Origin of the sequence: Stappia indica, from assembly GCF_020177335.1 — a bacterium.
In the GTDB taxonomy this organism is placed as follows: Bacteria; Pseudomonadota; Alphaproteobacteria; order Rhizobiales; family Stappiaceae; genus Stappia; species Stappia indica_B.
Genome location: NZ_JAIVMG010000009.1, coordinates 1 through 18,799 on the forward strand (window position 1 = coordinate 1; position 18,799 = coordinate 18,799).

23 protein-coding genes are annotated in these 18,799 nt (G+C 65.8%); 14 read left to right on the forward strand and 9 right to left on the reverse strand.

Going from position 1 to position 18,799, the window contains the following annotated elements; translation table 11 throughout:
• On the forward strand, positions 1 to 503 hold a 503-nt coding region (locus LC062_RS12980), incomplete at its 5' end, for a DUF1176 domain-containing protein (protein WP_224911460.1).
• Between the two features lie 11 nt (positions 504 to 514).
• Here LC062_RS12980 and LC062_RS12985 read toward each other — a convergent pair.
• On the reverse strand, positions 515 to 766 hold the full coding sequence (locus tag LC062_RS12985) for a hypothetical protein (protein ID WP_224911461.1): 252 nt from the start codon (positions 764 to 766) through the stop codon (positions 515 to 517).
• Between the two features lie 210 nt (positions 767 to 976).
• Here LC062_RS12985 and LC062_RS12990 point away from each other — a divergent pair, with 210 nt between their 5' ends.
• Positions 977 to 1,591 carry a glutathione S-transferase gene (locus LC062_RS12990; protein WP_224911462.1) on the forward strand — a complete coding sequence of 205 codons (615 nt, stop codon included), beginning with the start codon at positions 977 to 979 and terminating at the stop codon, positions 1,589 to 1,591.
• Between the two features lie 94 nt (positions 1,592 to 1,685).
• On the opposite strand, the gene LC062_RS12995 is transcribed toward LC062_RS12990, so the two are convergent.
• Complete coding sequence (locus tag LC062_RS12995) at positions 1,686 to 2,357, reverse strand: outer membrane protein (protein WP_224911463.1); 672 nt, start codon at positions 2,355 to 2,357, stop codon at positions 1,686 to 1,688.
• 370 nt (positions 2,358 to 2,727) lie between these two features.
• On the opposite strand from LC062_RS12995, the gene LC062_RS13000 reads away from it, so the two are divergent.
• The 5 genes from LC062_RS13000 (at position 2,728) to LC062_RS13020 (ending at position 7,801) form a co-directional block, all read left to right on the forward strand.
• Positions 2,728 to 3,744 (forward strand): calcium/sodium antiporter, encoded by a 1,017-nt coding sequence (locus LC062_RS13000; RefSeq protein WP_224911464.1) that lies wholly within the window; start codon positions 2,728 to 2,730, stop codon positions 3,742 to 3,744.
• Between the two features lie 121 nt (positions 3,745 to 3,865).
• On the forward strand, positions 3,866 to 4,669 hold the full coding sequence (locus LC062_RS13005) for an SDR family oxidoreductase (protein WP_224911465.1): 804 nt from the start codon (positions 3,866 to 3,868) through the stop codon (positions 4,667 to 4,669).
• Entirely contained in the window at positions 4,666 to 6,741 is a 2,076-nt protein-coding gene (uvrC, locus tag LC062_RS13010) for an excinuclease ABC subunit UvrC (protein WP_224911466.1), read from the forward strand. Before LC062_RS13005 ends, uvrC begins: the two co-directional genes overlap by 4 nt.
• A 107-nt stretch (positions 6,742 to 6,848) precedes the next feature.
• A complete protein-coding gene (locus tag LC062_RS13015; protein ID WP_224911467.1) occupies positions 6,849 to 7,460 on the forward strand; it encodes a thymidine kinase in 612 nt (203 codons plus the stop codon).
• Between the two features lie 35 nt (positions 7,461 to 7,495).
• Entirely contained in the window at positions 7,496 to 7,801 is a 306-nt protein-coding gene (locus tag LC062_RS13020; protein ID WP_224911468.1) for an HlyU family transcriptional regulator, read from the forward strand.
• 27 nt (positions 7,802 to 7,828) lie between these two features.
• Here the strand turns inward: LC062_RS13020 and LC062_RS13025 are convergent, their stop codons facing one another.
• Positions 7,829 to 8,545: a GNAT family N-acetyltransferase gene (locus tag LC062_RS13025; RefSeq protein WP_224911469.1), complete on the reverse strand. Its 717-nt coding sequence runs from the start codon at positions 8,543 to 8,545 to the stop codon at positions 7,829 to 7,831.
• A 254-nt stretch (positions 8,546 to 8,799) separates the two neighbouring features.
• On the opposite strand from LC062_RS13025, the gene pgsA reads away from it, so the two are divergent.
• The 4 genes from pgsA to LC062_RS13045 all read left to right on the forward strand — a co-directional run bounded on the left by pgsA (position 8,800) and on the right by LC062_RS13045 (position 11,570).
• The gene (gene pgsA, locus LC062_RS13030) at positions 8,800 to 9,372 is read left to right on the forward strand and encodes a CDP-diacylglycerol--glycerol-3-phosphate 3-phosphatidyltransferase (protein ID WP_224911470.1); all 573 of its coding nucleotides are present in this window, start codon (positions 8,800 to 8,802) and stop codon (positions 9,370 to 9,372) included.
• A 32-nt stretch (positions 9,373 to 9,404) separates the two neighbouring features.
• Positions 9,405 to 9,656: a molybdopterin converting factor subunit 1 gene (gene moaD, locus LC062_RS13035; RefSeq protein ID WP_224911471.1), complete on the forward strand. Its 252-nt coding sequence runs from the start codon at positions 9,405 to 9,407 to the stop codon at positions 9,654 to 9,656.
• The gene (locus LC062_RS13040) at positions 9,653 to 10,183 is read left to right on the forward strand and encodes a molybdenum cofactor biosynthesis protein MoaE (RefSeq protein WP_224911472.1); all 531 of its coding nucleotides are present in this window, start codon (positions 9,653 to 9,655) and stop codon (positions 10,181 to 10,183) included. Before moaD ends, LC062_RS13040 begins: the two co-directional genes overlap by 4 nt.
• 136 nt (positions 10,184 to 10,319) lie before the next feature.
• On the forward strand, positions 10,320 to 11,570 hold the full coding sequence (locus LC062_RS13045) for a multidrug effflux MFS transporter (RefSeq protein WP_224911473.1): 1,251 nt from the start codon (positions 10,320 to 10,322) through the stop codon (positions 11,568 to 11,570).
• Positions 11,571 to 11,654: 84 nt separating this feature from the next.
• Here LC062_RS13045 and LC062_RS13050 read toward each other — a convergent pair whose 3' ends face one another.
• Complete coding sequence (locus tag LC062_RS13050) at positions 11,655 to 12,557, reverse strand: branched-chain amino acid aminotransferase (RefSeq protein WP_224911474.1); 903 nt, start codon at positions 12,555 to 12,557, stop codon at positions 11,655 to 11,657.
• Positions 12,558 to 12,846: 289 nt separating this feature from the next.
• On the opposite strand from LC062_RS13050, the gene LC062_RS13055 reads away from it, so the two are divergent.
• From LC062_RS13055 to LC062_RS13065, 3 genes are read left to right on the forward strand one after another with little or no spacing between them, the layout of a single operon-like run.
• On the forward strand, positions 12,847 to 13,359 hold the full coding sequence (locus tag LC062_RS13055) for a MarR family winged helix-turn-helix transcriptional regulator (RefSeq protein WP_404829718.1): 513 nt from the start codon (positions 12,847 to 12,849) through the stop codon (positions 13,357 to 13,359).
• Between the two features lie 15 nt (positions 13,360 to 13,374).
• Positions 13,375 to 14,094 carry a response regulator gene (locus LC062_RS13060; RefSeq protein ID WP_224911475.1) on the forward strand — a complete coding sequence of 240 codons (720 nt, stop codon included), beginning with the start codon at positions 13,375 to 13,377 and terminating at the stop codon, positions 14,092 to 14,094.
• A complete protein-coding gene (locus LC062_RS13065) occupies positions 14,094 to 15,518 on the forward strand; it encodes an ATP-binding protein (RefSeq protein WP_404829719.1) in 1,425 nt (474 codons plus the stop codon). The genes LC062_RS13060 and LC062_RS13065 overlap by 1 nt, the downstream gene beginning before the upstream one ends.
• Positions 15,519 to 15,554: 36 nt before the next feature.
• Here the strand turns inward: LC062_RS13065 and LC062_RS13070 are convergent, their stop codons facing one another.
• From LC062_RS13070 to LC062_RS13090, 5 genes are all read right to left on the reverse strand, one after another.
• A complete protein-coding gene (locus LC062_RS13070) occupies positions 15,555 to 15,917 on the reverse strand; it encodes a tRNA-binding protein (protein ID WP_224911652.1) in 363 nt (120 codons plus the stop codon).
• Between the two features lie 200 nt (positions 15,918 to 16,117).
• The gene (locus tag LC062_RS13075) at positions 16,118 to 16,789 is read right to left on the reverse strand and encodes a TetR/AcrR family transcriptional regulator (protein WP_224911476.1); all 672 of its coding nucleotides are present in this window, start codon (positions 16,787 to 16,789) and stop codon (positions 16,118 to 16,120) included.
• A 102-nt stretch (positions 16,790 to 16,891) separates the two neighbouring features.
• A complete protein-coding gene (gene proC / locus LC062_RS13080) occupies positions 16,892 to 17,710 on the reverse strand; it encodes a pyrroline-5-carboxylate reductase (RefSeq protein WP_224911477.1) in 819 nt (272 codons plus the stop codon).
• Positions 17,707 to 18,207, reverse strand: coding sequence for a type III secretion system chaperone family protein (locus tag LC062_RS13085; RefSeq protein ID WP_181759402.1), 501 nt, complete (start codon positions 18,205 to 18,207; stop codon positions 17,707 to 17,709). The genes proC and LC062_RS13085 overlap by 4 nt, the downstream gene beginning before the upstream one ends.
• A 278-nt stretch (positions 18,208 to 18,485) precedes the next feature.
• Positions 18,486 to 18,797, reverse strand: a complete 312-nt coding sequence (locus LC062_RS13090) for an accessory factor UbiK family protein (RefSeq protein WP_224911478.1) — start codon at positions 18,795 to 18,797, stop codon at positions 18,486 to 18,488.
• Positions 18,798 to 18,799 lie beyond the last annotated feature (2 nt).

The window sequence follows — 18,799 nt, forward strand, 5'->3', positions numbered from 1 at the left end:
CCGGCCTTGAGCGCCGCGCGCCGCCCGCCCGCGCGGCGGCGGTTCGGGAGCTCGGCACCCCGCCGGCCGTGCTCTACCGCCATGCCACGACCGGCGATTGCGAAAGGCCGGAGAGCGAGAACATGGCCAGCCGCGAGCTGGTGGTCGGCGTGCTCTCACCCACCTCCACGGTCTACGCGATCCCCTGCACGGCGGGCGCCACCGGCATCACCTATCGGCTGTACTTGCGCGATTCCGGCGAGATCGGCGGGGTGGAAACGCTCTATTTCGCCTTGCACGATCCCCGCTTTGGCTGGATCGGCAGCGACCTTTTGTCCGGCGTCTCCTTCGATGCGCAGAAAGGCACGTTGAGCGCCGCCTTCACCGGTCGCTCCGACCGCCACTGCGGCTACCGGGCCAGCTGGCGCTGGAGCGATTATGCCTTCCGGCTGCAGAGCTTTCGCGGTCCGACCGATTGCGCGCAAAGCGGAACGCCCGAGCGCTGGACGACGTTTTATCCCTAGAGTCCAGACGATCAGCCGCCAAACATATCGAGTTGCCGCTGAAGATAGGCACGGCCATCCAGCAGCGCCCGCTTGATCGTATCCAGCCCCCAGCCGGGGTCGAGAACGGCGTCGTTGACCGCTTGGTGAAACGCACTCAAGGGCCTGTCTATGACCTCCGGCCGCAGCGGTGCCAGGACGGGCGCGCCCAGCGCGTAGACCACCACCAGCAGGAACAGGGTCTTGCCGGCGGCCTTGAGCGGGGAATGCAAACCGAAAGCCATCTTACGCCCGTGCTGTGATCGTCATCATCCGAAGGAAGCGGGCCACCAGAGTAGAGGCCGCCGCTTAACGGGGCCTTGCCACGAACGCCGCAAGGCGTCCCGACGTCACCCCCCCTCCCAAAACGGGTGGAACATGCCATCTCGGACTTGCGCCAGCGGCCCGAACCCGCAAACTGGCCGAACCATTTCGCATTCGGGAGTTCATCCGCCGTGCTTGTCCTTCGTTCCTCTCCGCCTTCCCCCTACGGCCGCAAGGTCAAGATCGCCGCCAGCGTCGCCGGCCTGATCGACCGGATCACCATCGTCAACGCCGATACCACCGATCCCGCCGACAGCCTGCGTCAGCAGAACCCGCTGGGGAAGATCCCCGCCCTGGTGTTGGAAGACGGCAGCGTGCTTTACGACAGCCGGGTGATCGTCGAGTACCTCGACCAACTCGACGGCGGCGGCCAGCTGATTCCAAAGGGCAACGAGCGGTTCGCGGTGCTGCGCCTGCAGGCGCTGGCCGACGGCCTGCTCGATGCGGCCCTGCTTCAGGTCTACGAGACCCGGTTCCGCCCGGAAGAAAAGCGCGACGATCAGTGGCTGGCGTATCAGGCGGACAAGGTGTCCCGCGCGCTCGCGCATCTGGAGGCCGCACCGCCGGCGCCTGTCGCGGCCGGGGACATACCGCATATCGGCCAGATCGCCGTTGCCTGCGCTCTTGGCTATCTCGACCTGCGCTTTGCCAGCGCCTGGCGCGCCGACCATCCGGTCCTGGTCGACTGGCTCGCCGCTTTCGAGGCCGCGATTCCCTCCTTCGCCGCAACCCGCATCGCGGCGTAAGGCGAGAGATCGGCGAAAACAAAAAAACCGGACCTGCCGAGGCGGGTCCGGTTTTCCGATGTTTCGCGAGGTGCCGGCCGTGGCCGGCACGCCATCAGAACTGGTAGCTGAGACCGAAGCGAACCTGGTTGTTCGACAGGTCCGTCTTGTAGGACTGGCCGCCAAGCGCGAAGGTCTTGCTGCCGTAATCCTGGTACTGGTACTCAAGCCGCGCGGTCACGTTCTGCGTGACGGCACCCTCGATACCTGCACCCGCGGTCCAGCCGACGCGCGTCGCGCTGTCCTTGACGCCATTGGCGGCGACATCCAGATCGGCGATCGCCAGACCACCGGTACCGAACACGAGGAACCGGTCGAAGGCCCAACCGGCACGTGCGCGGACGGTACCGTTCCAGTCACTCGACGTCCGGTAGTTCACACCGGCAACGGTCTTGCGCTTGTTGATGTCGCTGAGGCTGAAGTCGGCTTCCGCACCGAGCAGCAGGTTCGGCGTCATCATGAAGTTGTAACCGGCATGGACACCGCCAGCGATGCCGCTGTCATTGGTGTTGAACTTGCCGGTCACCCCATTGCGGGTTTCCGAGTCGGTCCAGTTCCAGCCGAGATGGCCACCGAAGTAGAAGCCCGACCAGTCGAATCGTTCCGCCGGCACCGGATCCGCATAGGGGATCGGCTCCACCGGCTGCGGAAGGTCGGCCGCAAGAGCCGGGGCGGCAACCGCAATCGCGGCAGCGAGTGTCAGTCCGGCGGCAGCATGACGCTTCATGTTGTAACTCCAGATTTACCCAAGTGGATTGTGCGAACGGCAGTGTGCCGTCAGCCCCCCAACCCGCGTTGTATGAGCAATGAATATGGCATTGTGGTTCCTGAATTGCGGAAATTCAGCGGCAGAGCGCGAAGTTTTAACGATAGGGTTAGCGCCCCGTTAACGCTGCGATCTCCCCGCCTTTCCGGGTTTTCCCGTACTTCCAGGAGCATGCGGACGCCTCAATGGGCTTTTCACGCTAGCCCGAATGCTTATATAGGGGCGGTGCGCATCACAGGCGGCTCCGTGGCGGCCTGACCAATGCGCCAACCGGCTTCTTCCGCCGACATCTCGTTTCCGACCAACCAGAACCTCCGGGCCGCTACGCTCAATGCTCATTGATTATGTCAGCCTGATCGGGGGGCTCGTGGTTCTCGTCGTCGCCGGCGATGTGCTCGTTCGCGGCGCCGTCGGCATCGCCGAGCGCCTCGGCATTCCCGCCCTCGTTATTGGCCTGACCATCGTCGCCTTCGGCACCAGCGCACCGGAACTGGTGATTTCGCTGGGCGCGGCGCTCGATGGGCTGCCGGGCATCGCCATCGGCAATGTGGTCGGCTCGAACATCGCCAACGTCCTGCTGGTGCTCGGTCTGCCGGCCATCATCGCGGTCACCTCCTGCCGGGAAACCGGCGCGATCCGCAATTCCGCCTTCATGGTGCTGATCACCGTCGTGTTCATCGCCATGTGCTTCCACAGCCCGATCTCCCGCACCGACGGCATCGTTCTGCTCTTGCTGCTTGGCCTGTTCCTGTGGGATTCGGTGCGCGCCACCCGCAAGCATCGCCGGGAAAACGGCCGCTGCGCCGACAAGAGCGCCGAGGCCGATTGCCCCAAGGAGGGGGAAGAGGAAGTCGGCGAGCTCTACGAAGAGGTGGAGGGCGTTCCGGAAAGCCCGGCGCTGGCCATCCTGTTCATTGCCCTCGGTCTGATTGGCCTGCCGCTTGGCGCCCATTTCACCATCGCCGGCGCCTCGGCGCTTGCCAGCGCCTGGGGCGTGACGGAAGCGGTGATCGGCCTGACCGTGGTTGCACTCGGCACCTCCCTGCCGGAACTGGCCACCTCCTTGATGGCGGCCATTCGCGGCCATTCCGCTGTTGCCCTTGGCAATGTCATCGGCTCCAACGTGTTCAACCTTCTGGCGATCATGGGCATCACCGCGGTCGTGGTGCCACTTGGCGTACCGCAGGAGGTGCTGGTCCTCGATCTCTGGGTGATGCTCGCCAGCGCGCTGCTGGTCCTCGCCTTCGCGGCGATGCATGTCACCATTCGCCGGCCATCGGGCGCGATTTTGTCCCTGCTCTATTGTCTGTATATCTTCGTGGTCTTCCAGTTCGGCCAGGTGGGCTGATCACAAAAGAAGCGGCCCGGGCCGTCCCTGACCAGGCAAGACGGCGAGAGATGCCTCCCGGCTCCTTTCGCCCACTTGCCCCGGGGGCGTTCCGCCGACCGCGCGGATGAAGGACATGCCAATGCCCTCCCCTTCCCCCTCCTCCTTCTCCCCCTCCCGTGCGTCATCCGATGCCCCGATCGCCCTGGTCACCGGCGCCGCGCGCCGGATCGGCAAGGCGATTGCCCTCGACCTCGCCCGCCAGGGGTTCGCGGTGGCCGTCCACGCCCATCGCTCCGGCGCGGAGGCAGAAGCGGTCGTCGCCGACATCCGTGCCGAAGGGGGGAAAGCCGAGGTGGTAGCCGCCGACCTGACCGACCCGCAGGCCCCGGCGCGGTTGATTGGCGAGATCGGCGCGGCGCTCGGCCCCTTGCGGCTGCTCGTCAACAGCGCCTCGATCTTCCAGAACGACGACATCGCCAGCCTGTCGCCGGACCTCTATGACGCCCATTTCGCCATCCATGCCCGGGCACCGGTGTTTCTCGCCAGCGCCTTCGCCGCGCAGGTGCCAGTGGAAGGCGATGCGCTGATCGTCAACATCATCGACCAGCGGGTCTGGAAGCTGACCCCGCAATTCCTCTCCTACACCCTGTCGAAATCCGCGCTCTGGGCCGCCACCCAGACGCTGGCACAAGGGCTCGCCCCGCGCATTCGCGTCAACGCCATCGGACCGGGCCCGACCCTTGCCAACATCCGGCAGACGCAGGAGGATTTCGAGCGGCAGGCAGCGGCGGTGCCGCTCGGGCGCGGGCCGGACCTTGACGATTTCGGCCGCACCATCAGCTATCTCTGGGCAACCCCCTCGATCACCGGCCAGATGATCGCCCTCGATGGCGGCCAGCATCTGGCCTGGGAAACCCCGGACGTGGCAGGCATGCGCGAATGACAACGACTTCTGGCGGCCCCTCCGGCGACCGCCCGCAGCAGGCGGAAGAAACGGTCAGCTCCACCGGTCCCGAACCGGCGTTCGAAACAGCGGCGACCCCGCTTGGGCCGGACGCGCGCGGTGTCGACGTGATCGCCCATTTCGTGCGGCAATTGCCGCTCGGCCCCGGCGTCTACCGGATGCTCGACGGCGAGGGCGAGGTGCTTTACGTCGGCAAGGCCCGTTCGCTGAAGAAGCGGGTCACCAGCTACACGCGCCTGCAAGGCCAGTCGAACCGCATCATGCGGATGATCCTGGCCACCGCCTCGATGGAATTCGTGACCACGCGCACGGAAACCGAGGCGCTGCTGCTGGAAGCAAACCTGATCAAGCGGCTGCGGCCGCGTTTCAACGTTCTGCTGCGCGACGACAAGTCCTTCCCCTATATCCTCGTCACCGGCGATCATGAGGCGCCGGCGCTGGTCAAGCATCGCGGCGCGCGCCGGCGCAAGGGCAGCTATTTCGGCCCCTTCGCCTCCGCCGGCGCGGTCAACCGCACCATCAACGCCCTGCAAAAGGCGTTCCTGGTGCGCAACTGCTCCGACAGCTACTACGCCAACCGCTCGCGCCCCTGCCTGCTGCATCAGATCAAGCGCTGCGCCGCCCCCTGCACCGGCGAAATCTCGCCGGAGGATTACGCCGGGCTGGTCGCCGAGGCGAAGGCCTTCCTGTCCGGCCGCAGCCAGATGGTGAAGAAGGATCTCGCCCGGCAGATGGAAGAGGCCTCCGAGGCCCTCGATTTCGAACGCGCCGCCGTCTGCCGCGACCGGCTCGCCGCCCTCTCCCATGTGCAGTCGCATCAGGGCATCAACCCGCAGACGGTGGAGGAGGCGGACGTCTTCGCCATTCACCAGGACGGCGGCCAGACCTGCATTCAGGTGTTTTTCTTCCGCACCGGTCAGAACTGGGGCAACTACGCCCAGTTTCCGCGTGCCGACAAGACCTTGACCGAAGCGGAGGTGCTGGAAAGCTTCCTCGCCCAGTTCTACGACGACAAGCCGGCGCCGCGTCTCATTCTCCTGTCCCATGACATCGAGGAACGGGAGCTCCTGGCCGCCGCACTCAGCGAACGCAGCGACCGCAAGGTCGAGGTCGCCGTTCCCAAGCGCGGCGAAAAGCGCGAGCTGGTGGAGCATGCCGCCCAGAACGCCCGCGAGGCGCTGGGGCGGCGGTTGGCCGAAACCAGCAGTCAGACCCGCCTGCTCGCCGGGCTGGCGGAGGCCTTTTCCCTGCCCGCCCCGCCGCGCCGCATCGAGGTCTACGACAACTCCCACATCATGGGCACCAACGCGGTCGGCGGCATGATCGTGGCCGGGCCCGAGGGCTTCGCCAAGGGGCAGTATCGCAAGTTCAACATCAAGTCGCAGGATCTGGTGCCGGGCGACGACTACGGCATGATGCGCGAGGTGCTCACCCGGCGCTTCTCCCGCCTCTTGAAGGAGCACAGCGCCGAACGGCCCGACTATGCGGCGCCTGTTACCGCCGGGCCGGCGCCCGGCACCATTCCCGCCGGTTCGCAGAGCGACAGCGCCGCACTGGCGGAAACAGCCGAGACGGAGAGCGCGGAGGCCGACACCGGCATGCCCGCCTGGCCCGATCTTGTGGTGATCGATGGCGGTCTTGGCCAGTTGAACGCCGTGCGCGAGACGCTGCACGAACTCGGGCTGGACGACGTACCGCTCGTGGGCATCGCCAAGGGGCCGGATCGGGACGCCGGACGGGAGAAGTTCTTCCTGCCGGACCGGCCCTCCTTCATGCTGCCGGCGCGCGATCCGGTGCTGTATTTCATCCAGCGCCTGCGCGACGAGGCCCACCGTTTCGCCATCGGCACCCATCGCGCCCGGCGCAAGAAGGACATCGCCCGCAGCCCGCTGGACGAGATCGCCGGCATCGGCCCCAGCCGCAAGCGGGCGCTCTTGCGCCATTTCGGCACCGCCAAGGCCGTCTCCAAGGCAGGCATCGACGATCTGATGAACGTCGACGGCGTGTCCGAGACCGTGGCGCGGACGATCTACGATCATTTCCACGAATAGATCTCGGCGCCAGCGGCCGGAACCTGTGCAAAAACGCCTGGCACGCCGACCGGCGCGGGCGCGAATCCGGCTAGGACGGAGAGGCACGACAACAGCGGCCGGAACTCATGGCAAAGCTCTATTTCAGCTATTCCTCGATGAACGCGGGAAAATCGACCATCCTGCTGCAGGCGGCCTACAACTACCGGGAGCGGGGCATGGAACCGCTGCTGCTGACCGCGGCGGTCGATGAGCGCGCCGGCAAGGGGCGGATCGCCTCGCGTATCGGCCTCGCCTCCCAGGCGGACCTGTTCGACGAGCACACCGATCTTCTGGCCCATGTCACCGCCGCCCGCGCCAAAGCTGCCGTCGATTGCGTTTTCATCGACGAGGCGCAGTTTCTTCAGGAAGCGCAGGTGTGGCAGCTCGCGGCGGTGGCCGATGAGCTGGGCATTCCGGTGATGTGCTATGGTCTGCGCACCGATTTTCAGGGCAAGCTGTTCCCCGGCAGCCGGGCGCTGCTGGCGATTGCCGACACCCTGCGCGAGGTCAAGACCATCTGCTGGTGTGGCCGCAAGGCGACCATGGTGGCCCGTCTGGACGGCAATGGCCGGATCGTCGAGGAAGGCGATCAGGTGGTGATCGGCGGCGAGGACCGCTATGTCTCCCTGTGCCGGCGCCACTGGTCGAAACGCCAGCTCGGCGAGGCACCGGCGAGGGAAAGCGAAACAACGGACTGATCTCCGGGCACCCCGGAGACGACAGGAGGCAAGGCATGGTGTTCGGCAAGATTTTCGGCGGCCTGTTCGGCGGCAGCGGCGGCGACAACAAGAGCGCGGCCTCCCCGGCCCTTGCCTCGGTCGAGTACAAAGGCTTCCTCATCACCCCCAAGCCCCAGCCCAACGGGCCGCAATGGCAGGTTGCCGGCACCATCAGCAAGGATGGCGAACCCGGGGAGCCGCCGCGCGAACACCAGTTCATTCGCGCCGATGTCATGGTCACCGTCGAGGACGCGGCGGAATTCAGTATCCGCAAGGCCCGACAGATCATCGACGAGCAGGGCGAGCGGATCTTCTCCTGATCCGGCCGCCCGCTCTAGGGCTCGCGCTTACCCGGCGCCGGCGCGCAACACCGCCAGCGACCGGCGCTGCCGTCCTTCCGCGTCGAAATTCGCAGGATCCAGCCAGCGTTCGAACGCCCGGCGCAGTGCCGGCCACTCCGTGTCGATAATCGAGTACCAGGCGGTATCGCGATTCCTGTTCCGGTAGACGGTCGCCTGCCGGAAGGTACCCTCGTAGACGAAGCCCAACCGCTCCGCCGCCGCGCGGGAGGGGGCGTTCAGCGCATCGCATTTCCACTCGTAGCGCCGGTATCCCAGCTCGTCGAACACCCGCGCCATCATCAGGTACATCGCCTCGCTCGCCATCAGCGTGCGCTGCAGCGCCGGCGCGAAGTTGATATGCCCCACCTCGATCACGCCATTTACCGGGTCGATCCGCAGGAAGCTGGCCACCCCGAGCGCCCGGCCGCTCTCCTGGTCCACCACCACATGGAACAGCGGATCCTCGCCTGTGAACCTCGCCTCGGCGAAAGCACGAAACGCCGCTTCGCTGGCAAAGGGCCCATAGGGCAGGTAGGTCCAGTTGCGGGCCTCTGCATCAGCCGCATAGGCCGCATGGAGATCACCCACATGGCGCGCCGCATCGAATGGCTCCAAACGGCAGGTGCGACCGATCAGCGCCGTCTTTTCCGGGCGCGGGCGCGGCGTCCACTCCGGCACCTCAGGCCCGATCGGCTGGCCGAGGGCATTGACCCGTTGTGTCATGATTCGTCTTCTCCCTGCTCGCACCCGGTTCCGGGTCACTGTTGGCGTGATCGGGGTGTGCAGCGCAAGTGCGTCGCCGCAAAGGACCGGTTGCCGACAATTTTGCCGGACAGCCCGCCCCGCTTCGGCGGCCCCTGCGAGGGCACACGAGGTCACCTTCCCGCCGCCGGCCCGCCGCATTGACGTAACCGGGCGCACGTGCTTGAAGGGCATGAGCTCTTTCGTCCCTCCAGAATGCAAGACCCTTTCGCGCAATGACACGATCTCTCGTCTGGAGCCTACCGAACATCTTGACCTACGGGCGGATTCTCGCCGTCCCGGCGGTCATGCTGTGCTTCTATTTCCCCGGCAATACCGCACGCTGGACCGCGCTCGCAATCTTCGTTGTCGCGGCGGTGACCGATTTCTTCGACGGCTATCTGGCACGGGCCTGGAAGCAGCAGTCGCGTCTTGGACAGATGCTCGACCCGATCGCCGACAAGCTCCTGGTCGCGGTCTGCCTGCTGCTTCTGGCCGGCAAGGGCGACATCGGCGGCTGGTCGATGATCGCCGCCGCCATCATCCTGTGCCGGGAAATCCTGGTCTCGGGCCTGCGCGAGTTTCTCGCCGACCTCCGGGTCAGCGTGCCGGTCACCAAGCTGGCCAAGTGGAAGACCACCGTCCAGCTCGTCGCCATGGCGCTTCTGCTCGCCGGTCCCGCCGGCGAGGCGGTGCTGCCGGGCACGCAGATCGCCGGTCTGGTCGCGCTTTGGCTTGCCGCCATGCTGACCCTATATACCGGCTACGACTACTTCCGCGCGGGCATCGGCCATCTGATGACCGACTGAGCGGCCGGCACCACGGGAACGGGGGAGACAGGATGCAATTGCGGTATTTTGCCTGGGTCCGCGAAAGGGTCGGCCTTGAGGCGGAAGAGATCGATCTTCCCGAGACCGTCACCACCGTCGCCGGCCTGCTCGACTGGCTGGCCGCCCGGGATGACGCCCATGCCGCCGCCTTCGCCGATCGCGGCACCATCCGGGTTGCCCTCGACCAGATGCATGTCGAACACGATGCCCCGTTGACCGGCGCCCGCGAGGCGGCATTCTTCCCGCCGATGACCGGCGGATGAGCCCACATCCCTCCTCCCCGGCCGGCAGCGACCAGACCCGGGCCGGCGGTGCCGACATCTCCGTGCGCATCCAGGCGGAGGATTTCGACGCCGGCCGCGAAATCGCGGCCCTGACCGCGAGCAACGGCAATACCGGCGCCGTCGTCACCTTCACCGGCCTGTGCCGCGATGAGGATGGGCGGCTGGCGGCGCTGGAGCTGGAGCACTACCCCGGCATGGCCGAGGCGGAGATCACCCGGATCGCCGAGGAAGCATGCCAGCGCTGGCCGCTCGGCGGACTGACGGTGATCCACCGGCACGGCCGCATTGTCCCCGGCGCCAATATCGTGCTGGTCGTCGCGGTCTCGCGCCACCGCCGCGCCGCGTTCGAGGCGGCGGAATTCCTGATGGACTATCTGAAGACCCGCGCCCCCTTCTGGAAGAAGGAACATCTGCGGGACGGCGGCGACGGCGGCTGGGTCGATGCGCGCGACAGCGACACACGGGATGCGGACCGCTGGGCCGCAGTGCCTCCGGTGGAGCCATGAGGTGAGCGGACAAACGGGGAAGCCTCGTCCCTTGGCTTGACCTTCCCGCGCGTTTCAGGGAATTGTATGATGAATTCGCACAATCTTTTCTTGTGGCCTTAGCCGTTGGCGGCCCTTTGCCCTGCCAGGATCACCCATGCATTCTCCGGTTACCGGCAGCACCGCGACGGCGGTGCCACATCCCGGCATTTCCTTTCGCGAGTTCGTCGCGCTGATCGCCTCGCTGATGGCGCTCAATTCGCTGGCGATCGACATCATGCTGCCCGCCCTGCCGGACATCGGCGCGGCCATGATGGTGCTCAACGAGAACGACAGCCAGAAGGTGTTGATCGCCTATCTGATCGGCTTCGGCGGCGCCCAGCTTTTCTATGGTCCGGTGTCCGACCGCTATGGCCGCCGGCCGGTGCTGCTCGGCGGGCTCGCGCTCTACGCCGCCGCCGGCGTCTTCTCCATTTTCGCCAATGACATGAGCCACCTTCTGGCCGCGCGGCTGGTGCAGGGGATCGGCTGTGCCGCGCCTCGGGTCGTCGCCGTCTCCATCGTCCGCGACAGTTATTCCGGCCGGCAGATGGGCCGGGTCATGTCGCTGGTGATGATGGTGTTCATGGTGGTGCCGATCTTTGCCCCCTCCCTCGGCCAGATCATCCTGTTCGTCGCGCCCTGGCGTGCGATCTTCCTGTTCCTCACCCTCGGCGGGGTGGTGATGCTGGTCTGGTGCGCCCGGCGCCTGCCGGAAACCCTGCCCGCCGCCCGCCGGCAACCGGTTTCCGCCCGCTCGATCCTTGCCGCCTACGTGACGACGCTCACCACCCGCGTGACCTTCGGTTACATGTGCGCCACCGGCCTGATCTTCGGCGCCCTGTTCGGCTTCATCGCCTCCGCCCAACAGATCTTCGTCGAAACCTTCGGGATCGGCGCCGCCTTCCCGGCGGTCTTCGCCGTGATCGGCCTTTGCATGGCGGCGGCCTCCTTCGTCAATGCCTCACTGGTGGAGCGCATCGGCCTGCGCCCGCTGTCCCATGGGGCGCTGGTGGCCTTCGTGGTGATCAGTCTGATCCAGGCGGCCACCGCCATCTGGATCGCGGAAAACCTTTATGTGTTCACCGCAATGCTGGCGATCACCCTGTTCATCTTCGGCTTCATCGGCCCCAGCTTCAACGCCATCGCCATGGAGCCGCTGGGCGAGATCGCCGGAACCGGCTCGTCGGTGCTCGGCTTCGTGACGACCCTGGCCGGTGCCTTTTGCGGCTTCATCGTCGGCCAGCACTACGATGGCACGGTGGTGCCGCTCTCCCTCGGCTTCGCCACCTTCGGCGCCATTGCGCTGGGAATCGTCTTCGTCACCGAAAAGGGCCGCCTGTTCCGCACGACCCAGCCGCCGCGCTGAGGTCGTCAGCCCCCGGAATGCAAAACACCCCGCCAGGCCGAGGCCGGGCGGGGTGTTATCGTCACAGGAGAACCGAAGCGGAGCTTACTCCGCGGCGGCGACCTTGGCCGACGCCTTCGGGTTCACCTCGGCGGTGTAGTCTTCCATCAGCGCCTTGGCGATATCGCCGACCTGGAATGTGTAGGGGCCGATCTCGGACACCGGCGTCACCTCGGCGGCCGTGCCGGTCAGGAAGCACTGTTCGAAGCCTTCCATCTCCTCTGGCATGATCACCCGCTCGACGACCTCGATGCCGCGCTTGCGCGCCAGGCCGATCACCGTACGCCGGGTGATGCCATCAAGGAAGCAATCCGGCGTTGGCGTATGCAGCTTGCCGTCCTTGACGAAGAACACATTGGCGCCGGTCGCCTCGGCCACCTGGCCGCGCCAGTCCAGCATCAGGGCATCGGCGAAGCCCTTGCGCTCGGCCTCGTGCTTCGACAGCGTGCAGATCATGTAAAGGCCGGCGGCCTTGGACCGGCTCGGTGCGGTCGCCGGATCCGGGCGGCGGTAGTGCGCCATGTCGAGGCGAATGCCCTTCAGCCGCTCTTCCGGCTTGAAGTAGCTCGGCCATTCCCAGGCGGCAATCGCCATATGGATCGAATTGGCCTGAGCTGCAACGCCCATCATCTCGCTGCCGCGCCAGGCGATCGGACGCACATAGGCGTCGACCAGGTTCATGCGCGTCAGGAGGGTCCGGGTCGCGTCGTTGATCTCCGCAACGCTCCAGGGAATGGTGAAGCCGAGAATCTCCGCCGAGGTGTGCAGCCGCTCGGTGTGCTCGTTGAGCTTGAACACCTCACCGCCATAGGCCCGCTCGCCCTCGAACACGCTGCTGGCGTAGTGCAGGCCGTGGCTCAGCACATGCAGCTTGGCATCGGCCCAGGGCACGAAGGCACCATCGTACCAGATTTCGCCATTCAATTGATCAAAAGGCACATGCGCCATAACCGTCTACTCCAGCGGCAACCAGCGGATCAGTCCGCTCTCAAGAAATCTCGCGCTGCAACAACGCAGCACGGCGGGGTGTCTCAGTCCTTGCCCGGCAAAATCGGCAACTTTGCGCTACCGGGAAACTCTTTGTATGTTGATGGGCCTGCGGCGAAATCGAACCGGGGCAGGCGCATCAGGCACATTCTGCGAAACCATCGTCAATAATCCTTGAAACGGGCTCAAGATGTACGATCATTTCGTCAGAGACGTACATCGTGTAACAATCGGTCGAAAATAAGTCAATATGACTGACGTAAATTTCTCAGATTCAAACAGCCTGACCGCGCCGGGCAGCCCGGCGGAGGACCGGATGCCGATCGACCTGATCGAGCTCCTGTTCTTCGCCTATCGGGACTTCACCTCCGACCCGGATACCATCCTGGCAGAATTCGGCTTCGGCCGGGCCCATCACCGGGTGCTACATTTCGTCTCCCGCAATCCGGGCCTGCGCGTCACCGACCTTCTCGGCATCCTGCGCATCACCAAGCAGAGCCTTGCGCGGGTGCTCAAGCAGTTGATCGACGAAGGCTACATCCTGCAGGAACCCGGCCCGGTGGACCGGCGTGAGCGGCTGCTGACCACCACCGCGCTCGGCCAGGACCTTGCCGAGCGTCTGACCCGATTGCAGGCGCGGCGGATCCAGCGCGCCCTCGCGGCCATGCCGGAAGGCAGTCATGAGATTGCCCGCCAGTTCCTCTATCACATGATCGACCCCGATCAGCGCGGCGATGTCGCGCGTTTGATCGAACACAGCTGAGGCCTTGCGCGCGGAATGCCTGAAACAGCCGACAAACCCCTTCCCGCTCCACCGACGGACGATGCCCCGCATCTGCTCCTGATCGATGACGACAACCGGATTCGCACGCTGCTGCGCCGTTTTCTGGCGGAAAACGGCTTTCGCATCAGCACTGCGGCCAATGCAGCCGAGGCTCGTCGCCGGTTGGCCGGTCTGCAATTCGATCTTCTGATCGTCGATGTGATGATGCCGGGGGAAGACGGCCTGGCCTTTTCCGCCAACATGCGCACCAGCTCCGATGTGCCGATTCTGATGCTGACCGCCCGTTCCGACGCCTCCGACCGCATCGCCGGGCTGGAGGCGGGCGTTGACGATTACCTGAGCAAACCGTTCGAGCCGCGCGAGTTGCTCCTGCGCATCCGGGCGATCCTGCGCCGCCGGGCGACGCCGGAGGCAACCCCGCCCCTTGATGTGCGATTCGGCCCGTATCTGTTCGATTCCACCCGGCGCGAGCTGAAACGCGGCGACGATATCATCCGCCTGACCGACCGAGAGAAGGAAATCCTGGCACTGTTCGCCGAAAAGCCCAATGACACCGTGCCGCGCAACGAGATCGTCGGCGACGACAGTGGTCTTGGCGAGCGCACGGTGGATGTGCAGATCAATCGCCTGCGGCGCAAGATCGAAACCGACCCCGGCAATCCGCTCTACCTGCAAACGGTTCGCGGCATCGGATACCGGCTGGTCTGCGACTGATGGCAACCACCGCCCGCCGGCTCCGCTCCCTGTTGCGCTGGCGCCCCACTTTGCCCGCATCGGTGACGCGGGTTGCCGGGCTGGTCGCCGAGCCCTACCGCGCCACCGCGCGGTTCTTATACAGGCGCATGCCCAAGGGCCTGTTCGCCCGCACCTTGCTGATCATCATCGTGCCGATCGCCATCATGCAGGCGGTGCTCGGCTTCGTGTTCCTGGAACGCCATTACGAGCTGGTGACCCGGCGTCTGTCCGAAGCGGTGGTGCGCGACATCGCGCTTCTGGTCGATATTCTCAACACCTATCCGCATGAAGAGGACTTCGCCAATTTCACCCGGATGGCACGGCAGGACCTGGACCTGTCGGTGGCGGTGCTGCCGCTGGAACCGCTGCCGCCACCGCGCCCAAAGCCGTTCTTCGATATTCTCGACCGCTACCTGTCGGAACAGATCGGCAAGCGCATTGGCCGCCCCTTCTGGATCGACACGGTCGGCCGGTCCAGCTTCATCGAAATCCGCATTCGCCTCGACCGCAATGTTCTCCGGGTGATTGCCCGGCGCAATCAGGCCTATGCCTCGAACTCGCATATCTTCATCGTCTGGATGCTGTCCACCTCCCTGGTGCTAATCGTTATCGCCCTGATTTTCCTGCGCAATCAGACCCGCCCGGTCGAACGGCTGGCAACGGCGGCGGAAAGCTTCGGCATGGGCCGGCCGATCGACGACTTCCGCCCCAGCGGCGCGCTGGAGGTGCGCCGCGCGGCCCAGGCCTTCATCGAGATGCGGCGGCGGATCGAGCGGCAGATGGAGCAGCGCACCACCATGCTCGCCGGCGTCAGCCATGACCTGCGCACCATCCTCACCCGCTTCCGCCTGCAACTGGCGCTGTTTCCCGACAGCGACGAGGTGCGGGCCCTGCGGCATGATGTTGCCGAGATGAACACCATGCTGGCGGATTACCTCGCCTTTGCACGCGGCGATGGCGACGAAAAACCGCAAGTCACCGACATCGCTCTGTTGTTCGAGGAGCTTGAAGCCGAAGCGGAGATCCTCAACGCCGAAGTTTCCTCCAGCTTTCAGGGCGCACCGGAGGTGATGTTGAAGCCGATCGCCTTCAAGCGCTGCCTGACCAATCTGGTCACAAACGCCGCCCGGCACGGCTCGACCGTGCGCATCGACGGCCGTCATGCGGAAGGCTGGCTGACCGTGACCATCGAGGACGATGGTCCCGGCATTGCCGAGGATGAGCGGGAAAACGTCTTCCGCCCCTTCTACCGCCTCGATCAGGCGCGCAATCAGGACGCCGGCGGCAGTGGCCTGGGCCTGGCCATCGCCCGCGACATCGCCCGCGCCCATGGCGGCGACATCGTGCTCGACGAGAGTGCCGACCTCGGCGGCCTCAAGGTGCGGGTCCGCATCCCGGTCTGACGCCGGCGGTGCGGCCGCCCGGCTCGGCCCGAAGGCTCAGAACAGCCGGCCGCCGATCGGCACATCCTCCAGATCCGGACGCAGCAGCACCACTTCGCCACTCTCATCCGGCACGCCGAGGGTCAGCACCTCCGACATCATCGGCCCGATCTGGCGCGGCGGGAAATTCACCACCGCCAGCACCTTGCGGCCCGCAAGATCTTCCGGCGCATAGTGATGGGTGATCTGGGCGGAGGATTTCTTGATGCCGATTTCCGGGCCGAAGTCGATCTTCAGCCGGATCGCCGGCTTGCGCGCTTCCGGAAAAGGTTCGGCCTCGACAATCCGGCCCACCCGGATATCCACCTTCAGAAAATCGCCGAATGAAATGAAATCCTGCCCGTTTCCGTCCTGCGTCACGTCGTTCACTGCCTTCCCCTGGCGGATCGTTCGATCCTGTCGTTCTCCTGCTCGGGCCGAACGATAGACGCGCCTCCCGGCCCGACGCAAGCGGCCGGCGCGGCCGGGCGCCGCTTCCGTGTCAGGTGCGGTTGCAAAAGCACAGTCGGCGCGCCCATGGCGCAAGTGGTCAGGCCGAGTGGTCGGACCGGGGGCCGGGCTCAGGTGGCAGGCGACTCGCGCTCGTCGCTGGCGCCAGATGCCTCATCTCGGCGGCGGGAGCCGGATCGCCGGCGTTTCAGGAAAGGCCGGACGAACCGCGCCAATCCGTCGAGCCGCTGCAGCCAGACCTCGCCCCGGTCCAGTTCCCGATCAAGCGCCGCCATGCTGCGCGCCAGTCCCGGATCCGCGTCATCAAGCCAGACATCGACGACCCGGGCAAAGGCCAGCACCAGCCCTTGCGTCATCGCCTGGGCCTTCGGGCCGGAGGCGGTGATGCCGGCGGCGGTCAGCATCCAGCGCTGCGAGGTCAGCGCACAGCCATTGAGGCAGACCGCCAATTGCGGATCCTGCCGCACCGCTCGCTTCAGCGCACGCACCGCGTCCCGATAGGGGGACAGGGCATCGAGCCGCGCCATCAGCACATCGAACAGGCGGTCCCGTGCCGGCTCCTCGGCCATGTCCGGGTCGACCGCGTCGAGCACCTTGCGGTCGATCTCGGCGAGAAACGCCTTGAAGCAGGCTGTCTTGGAGGGGAATTCGGCGCGCAGCAGCGACAGCTTCACATCAGCGGCCAGCGCAAGCTCGGCCATCTCGAAGCCATGCCATCCCTTCTCGCCGAGCAGATCGAGAAAGGCCGCTACGATCTTCTGCCGGATTTTCTGGCTCGCCATTCCTGTCACCCCACTTGCTGCCACGTCTCGTCGCAAACCGAGACCCTTGTTCAGGATCCTAGGGCGAAACGCGGCAAAAGCGAGGAGCCGTCGGCTTGCCTCTTAGCCAGCCAGTTCCTCGGAGCGGCGCTTGGCGGCGGCGACCGCCCGGTCGAACACCGGCTGAATGCCATCTTCCGCCATCAGGACCTTGAGCGCCGCCTCGGTGGTGCCCTTTGGAGAGGTCACGTTGCGCCGCAGTTCCGCCGCCTCCAGCTCCGACTGGAACAGCAGCTCGCCGGCCCCGCACACGGTCTGCCGCGCCAGCTGCATCGCCAGATCCGCATCGAGCCCCGCCCGAGCGCCGGCCGCCGCCATCGCCTCGACCAGATAGAACACATAGGCCGGACCGGACCCGCTGACCGCCGTCACCGCATCCATCTGCTCTTCCCGCGCGATCCAGGCCGAGGCGCCGATCGCCGCAAGCAGCTCATCGACCGTCGCCCGCTGTTCCGCGCTGGTCGCGGTGTTGGCGAAGGCAACGCTCATGCCGCGCCCGACCTGGGCGGGCGTGTTCGGCATCACCCGGGTCACGGCAACCTTGCCGAAGGTCTGTTCGAACCGGGCCACCGGCGTGCCGGCGGCAATCGACAGCACCAGGGTGTCGCCATCGACGGCGCCGACGAGCCCCCCCAGCACCGCATCCATCATCTGCGGCTTGATCGCGAGCATCAGAACGCCGGCCTTGAGCCCGTCGGGAACCGCGCTCTCAAGGCGAATCGTATGGCGCGACAGGAGTTCCCGGATCTCGGGCGGAGGACCGGGATCGACGACGAGCACCGCCGCCGGATCGACGCCGCGCGCCATCCAGCCGGCCAGCATCGCGCCTCCCATCTTGCCCGCGCCAATCAGCACAAGCGGGCGTTCTGGCGAAAAACTCATGCTTCCCCCGCGGTTTCAAACAGGGCCGTGTCGATGGCCTCGGAGGCGGACTTGCCGGCCCAGACCACGAACTGGAACGCCTGGTAATAGCGCTCGCAAGATTCCAGCGCGTTGGTCATCAGCCCCTCGATCTGTTTGGAGGTGGCTTCTGCGCCGCCGGCCAGAAGCAGCGACTGGCGGAAGATCACCACGCCCTCCCGGTTCCACAGATCGAAGTGGCCCATCCACAGCTGCTCGTTGACCAGTGCCAGCAGCCGGACCACCTCGGTCCGGCGCGGCTCGGGAACCTTCAGATCGAAGGCGCAGGCCAGATGCAGCGCTTCCAGATCTTCCATCCAGGAAAAGGAGACATGGTAGTCGCACCAGTGACCGGCGACGGAGATGGTGATCTCCTCGTCGCAGGAGCGTTCAAACGACCAATCATTGATGGCGGCGATATGCTCGATGGTGTCGACCGGGTTCGCGGGCCGTTCGAATTCGATGTCGATGAGGCTCATGAACGTTCCTCTCGGCTTGCGGGACTTCGCCCCCTCGGCTGAGAGGCGCTTCCACCCATAGCGGTCCGCAGGAGGCCTGGCCTGCCGCTGGCGAAGTTGGCGCGGCGGGACGTCATCAACGGACAAATCGACATCCAACCGCGAATCTTCACTTGACTTCAGTATATAGGCAGTTCGCCCGAAGAAGATACGTTCACACTTCGTTAACGCTTTCGAACCTGTGGATGGCGCACCGGCTTTTCCCGCTGGCCGGCACGCCATTCGTCTTTGGCGAGACTTCAGGCCCCGTCCTTCGTCTCCCCAGCGGCGTCGGCGTCCGTGGCCGTCTCGCTCTTGCCCGCTTTCGCCAACGCCTTTTCCAGCTCGGCAACGCGCGCTTCCAGCGCCTCGACCGCGTCGAGCGCCTTCACGGCGATGTCCTTGACCACGTCGTGATCCTCGCGCTTGACCAGATCCATGTCGGCGAGAAAATGCTCCGCCTGCGCGCGAAAAGCGGTTTCGACCTCGCGGCGGGCGCCCTGCGCCACGCCGGCGACATCGGTCATCAGCTTCGCGAAATCATCCAGAACGCGATTGGGGCCCTGTGTCATCC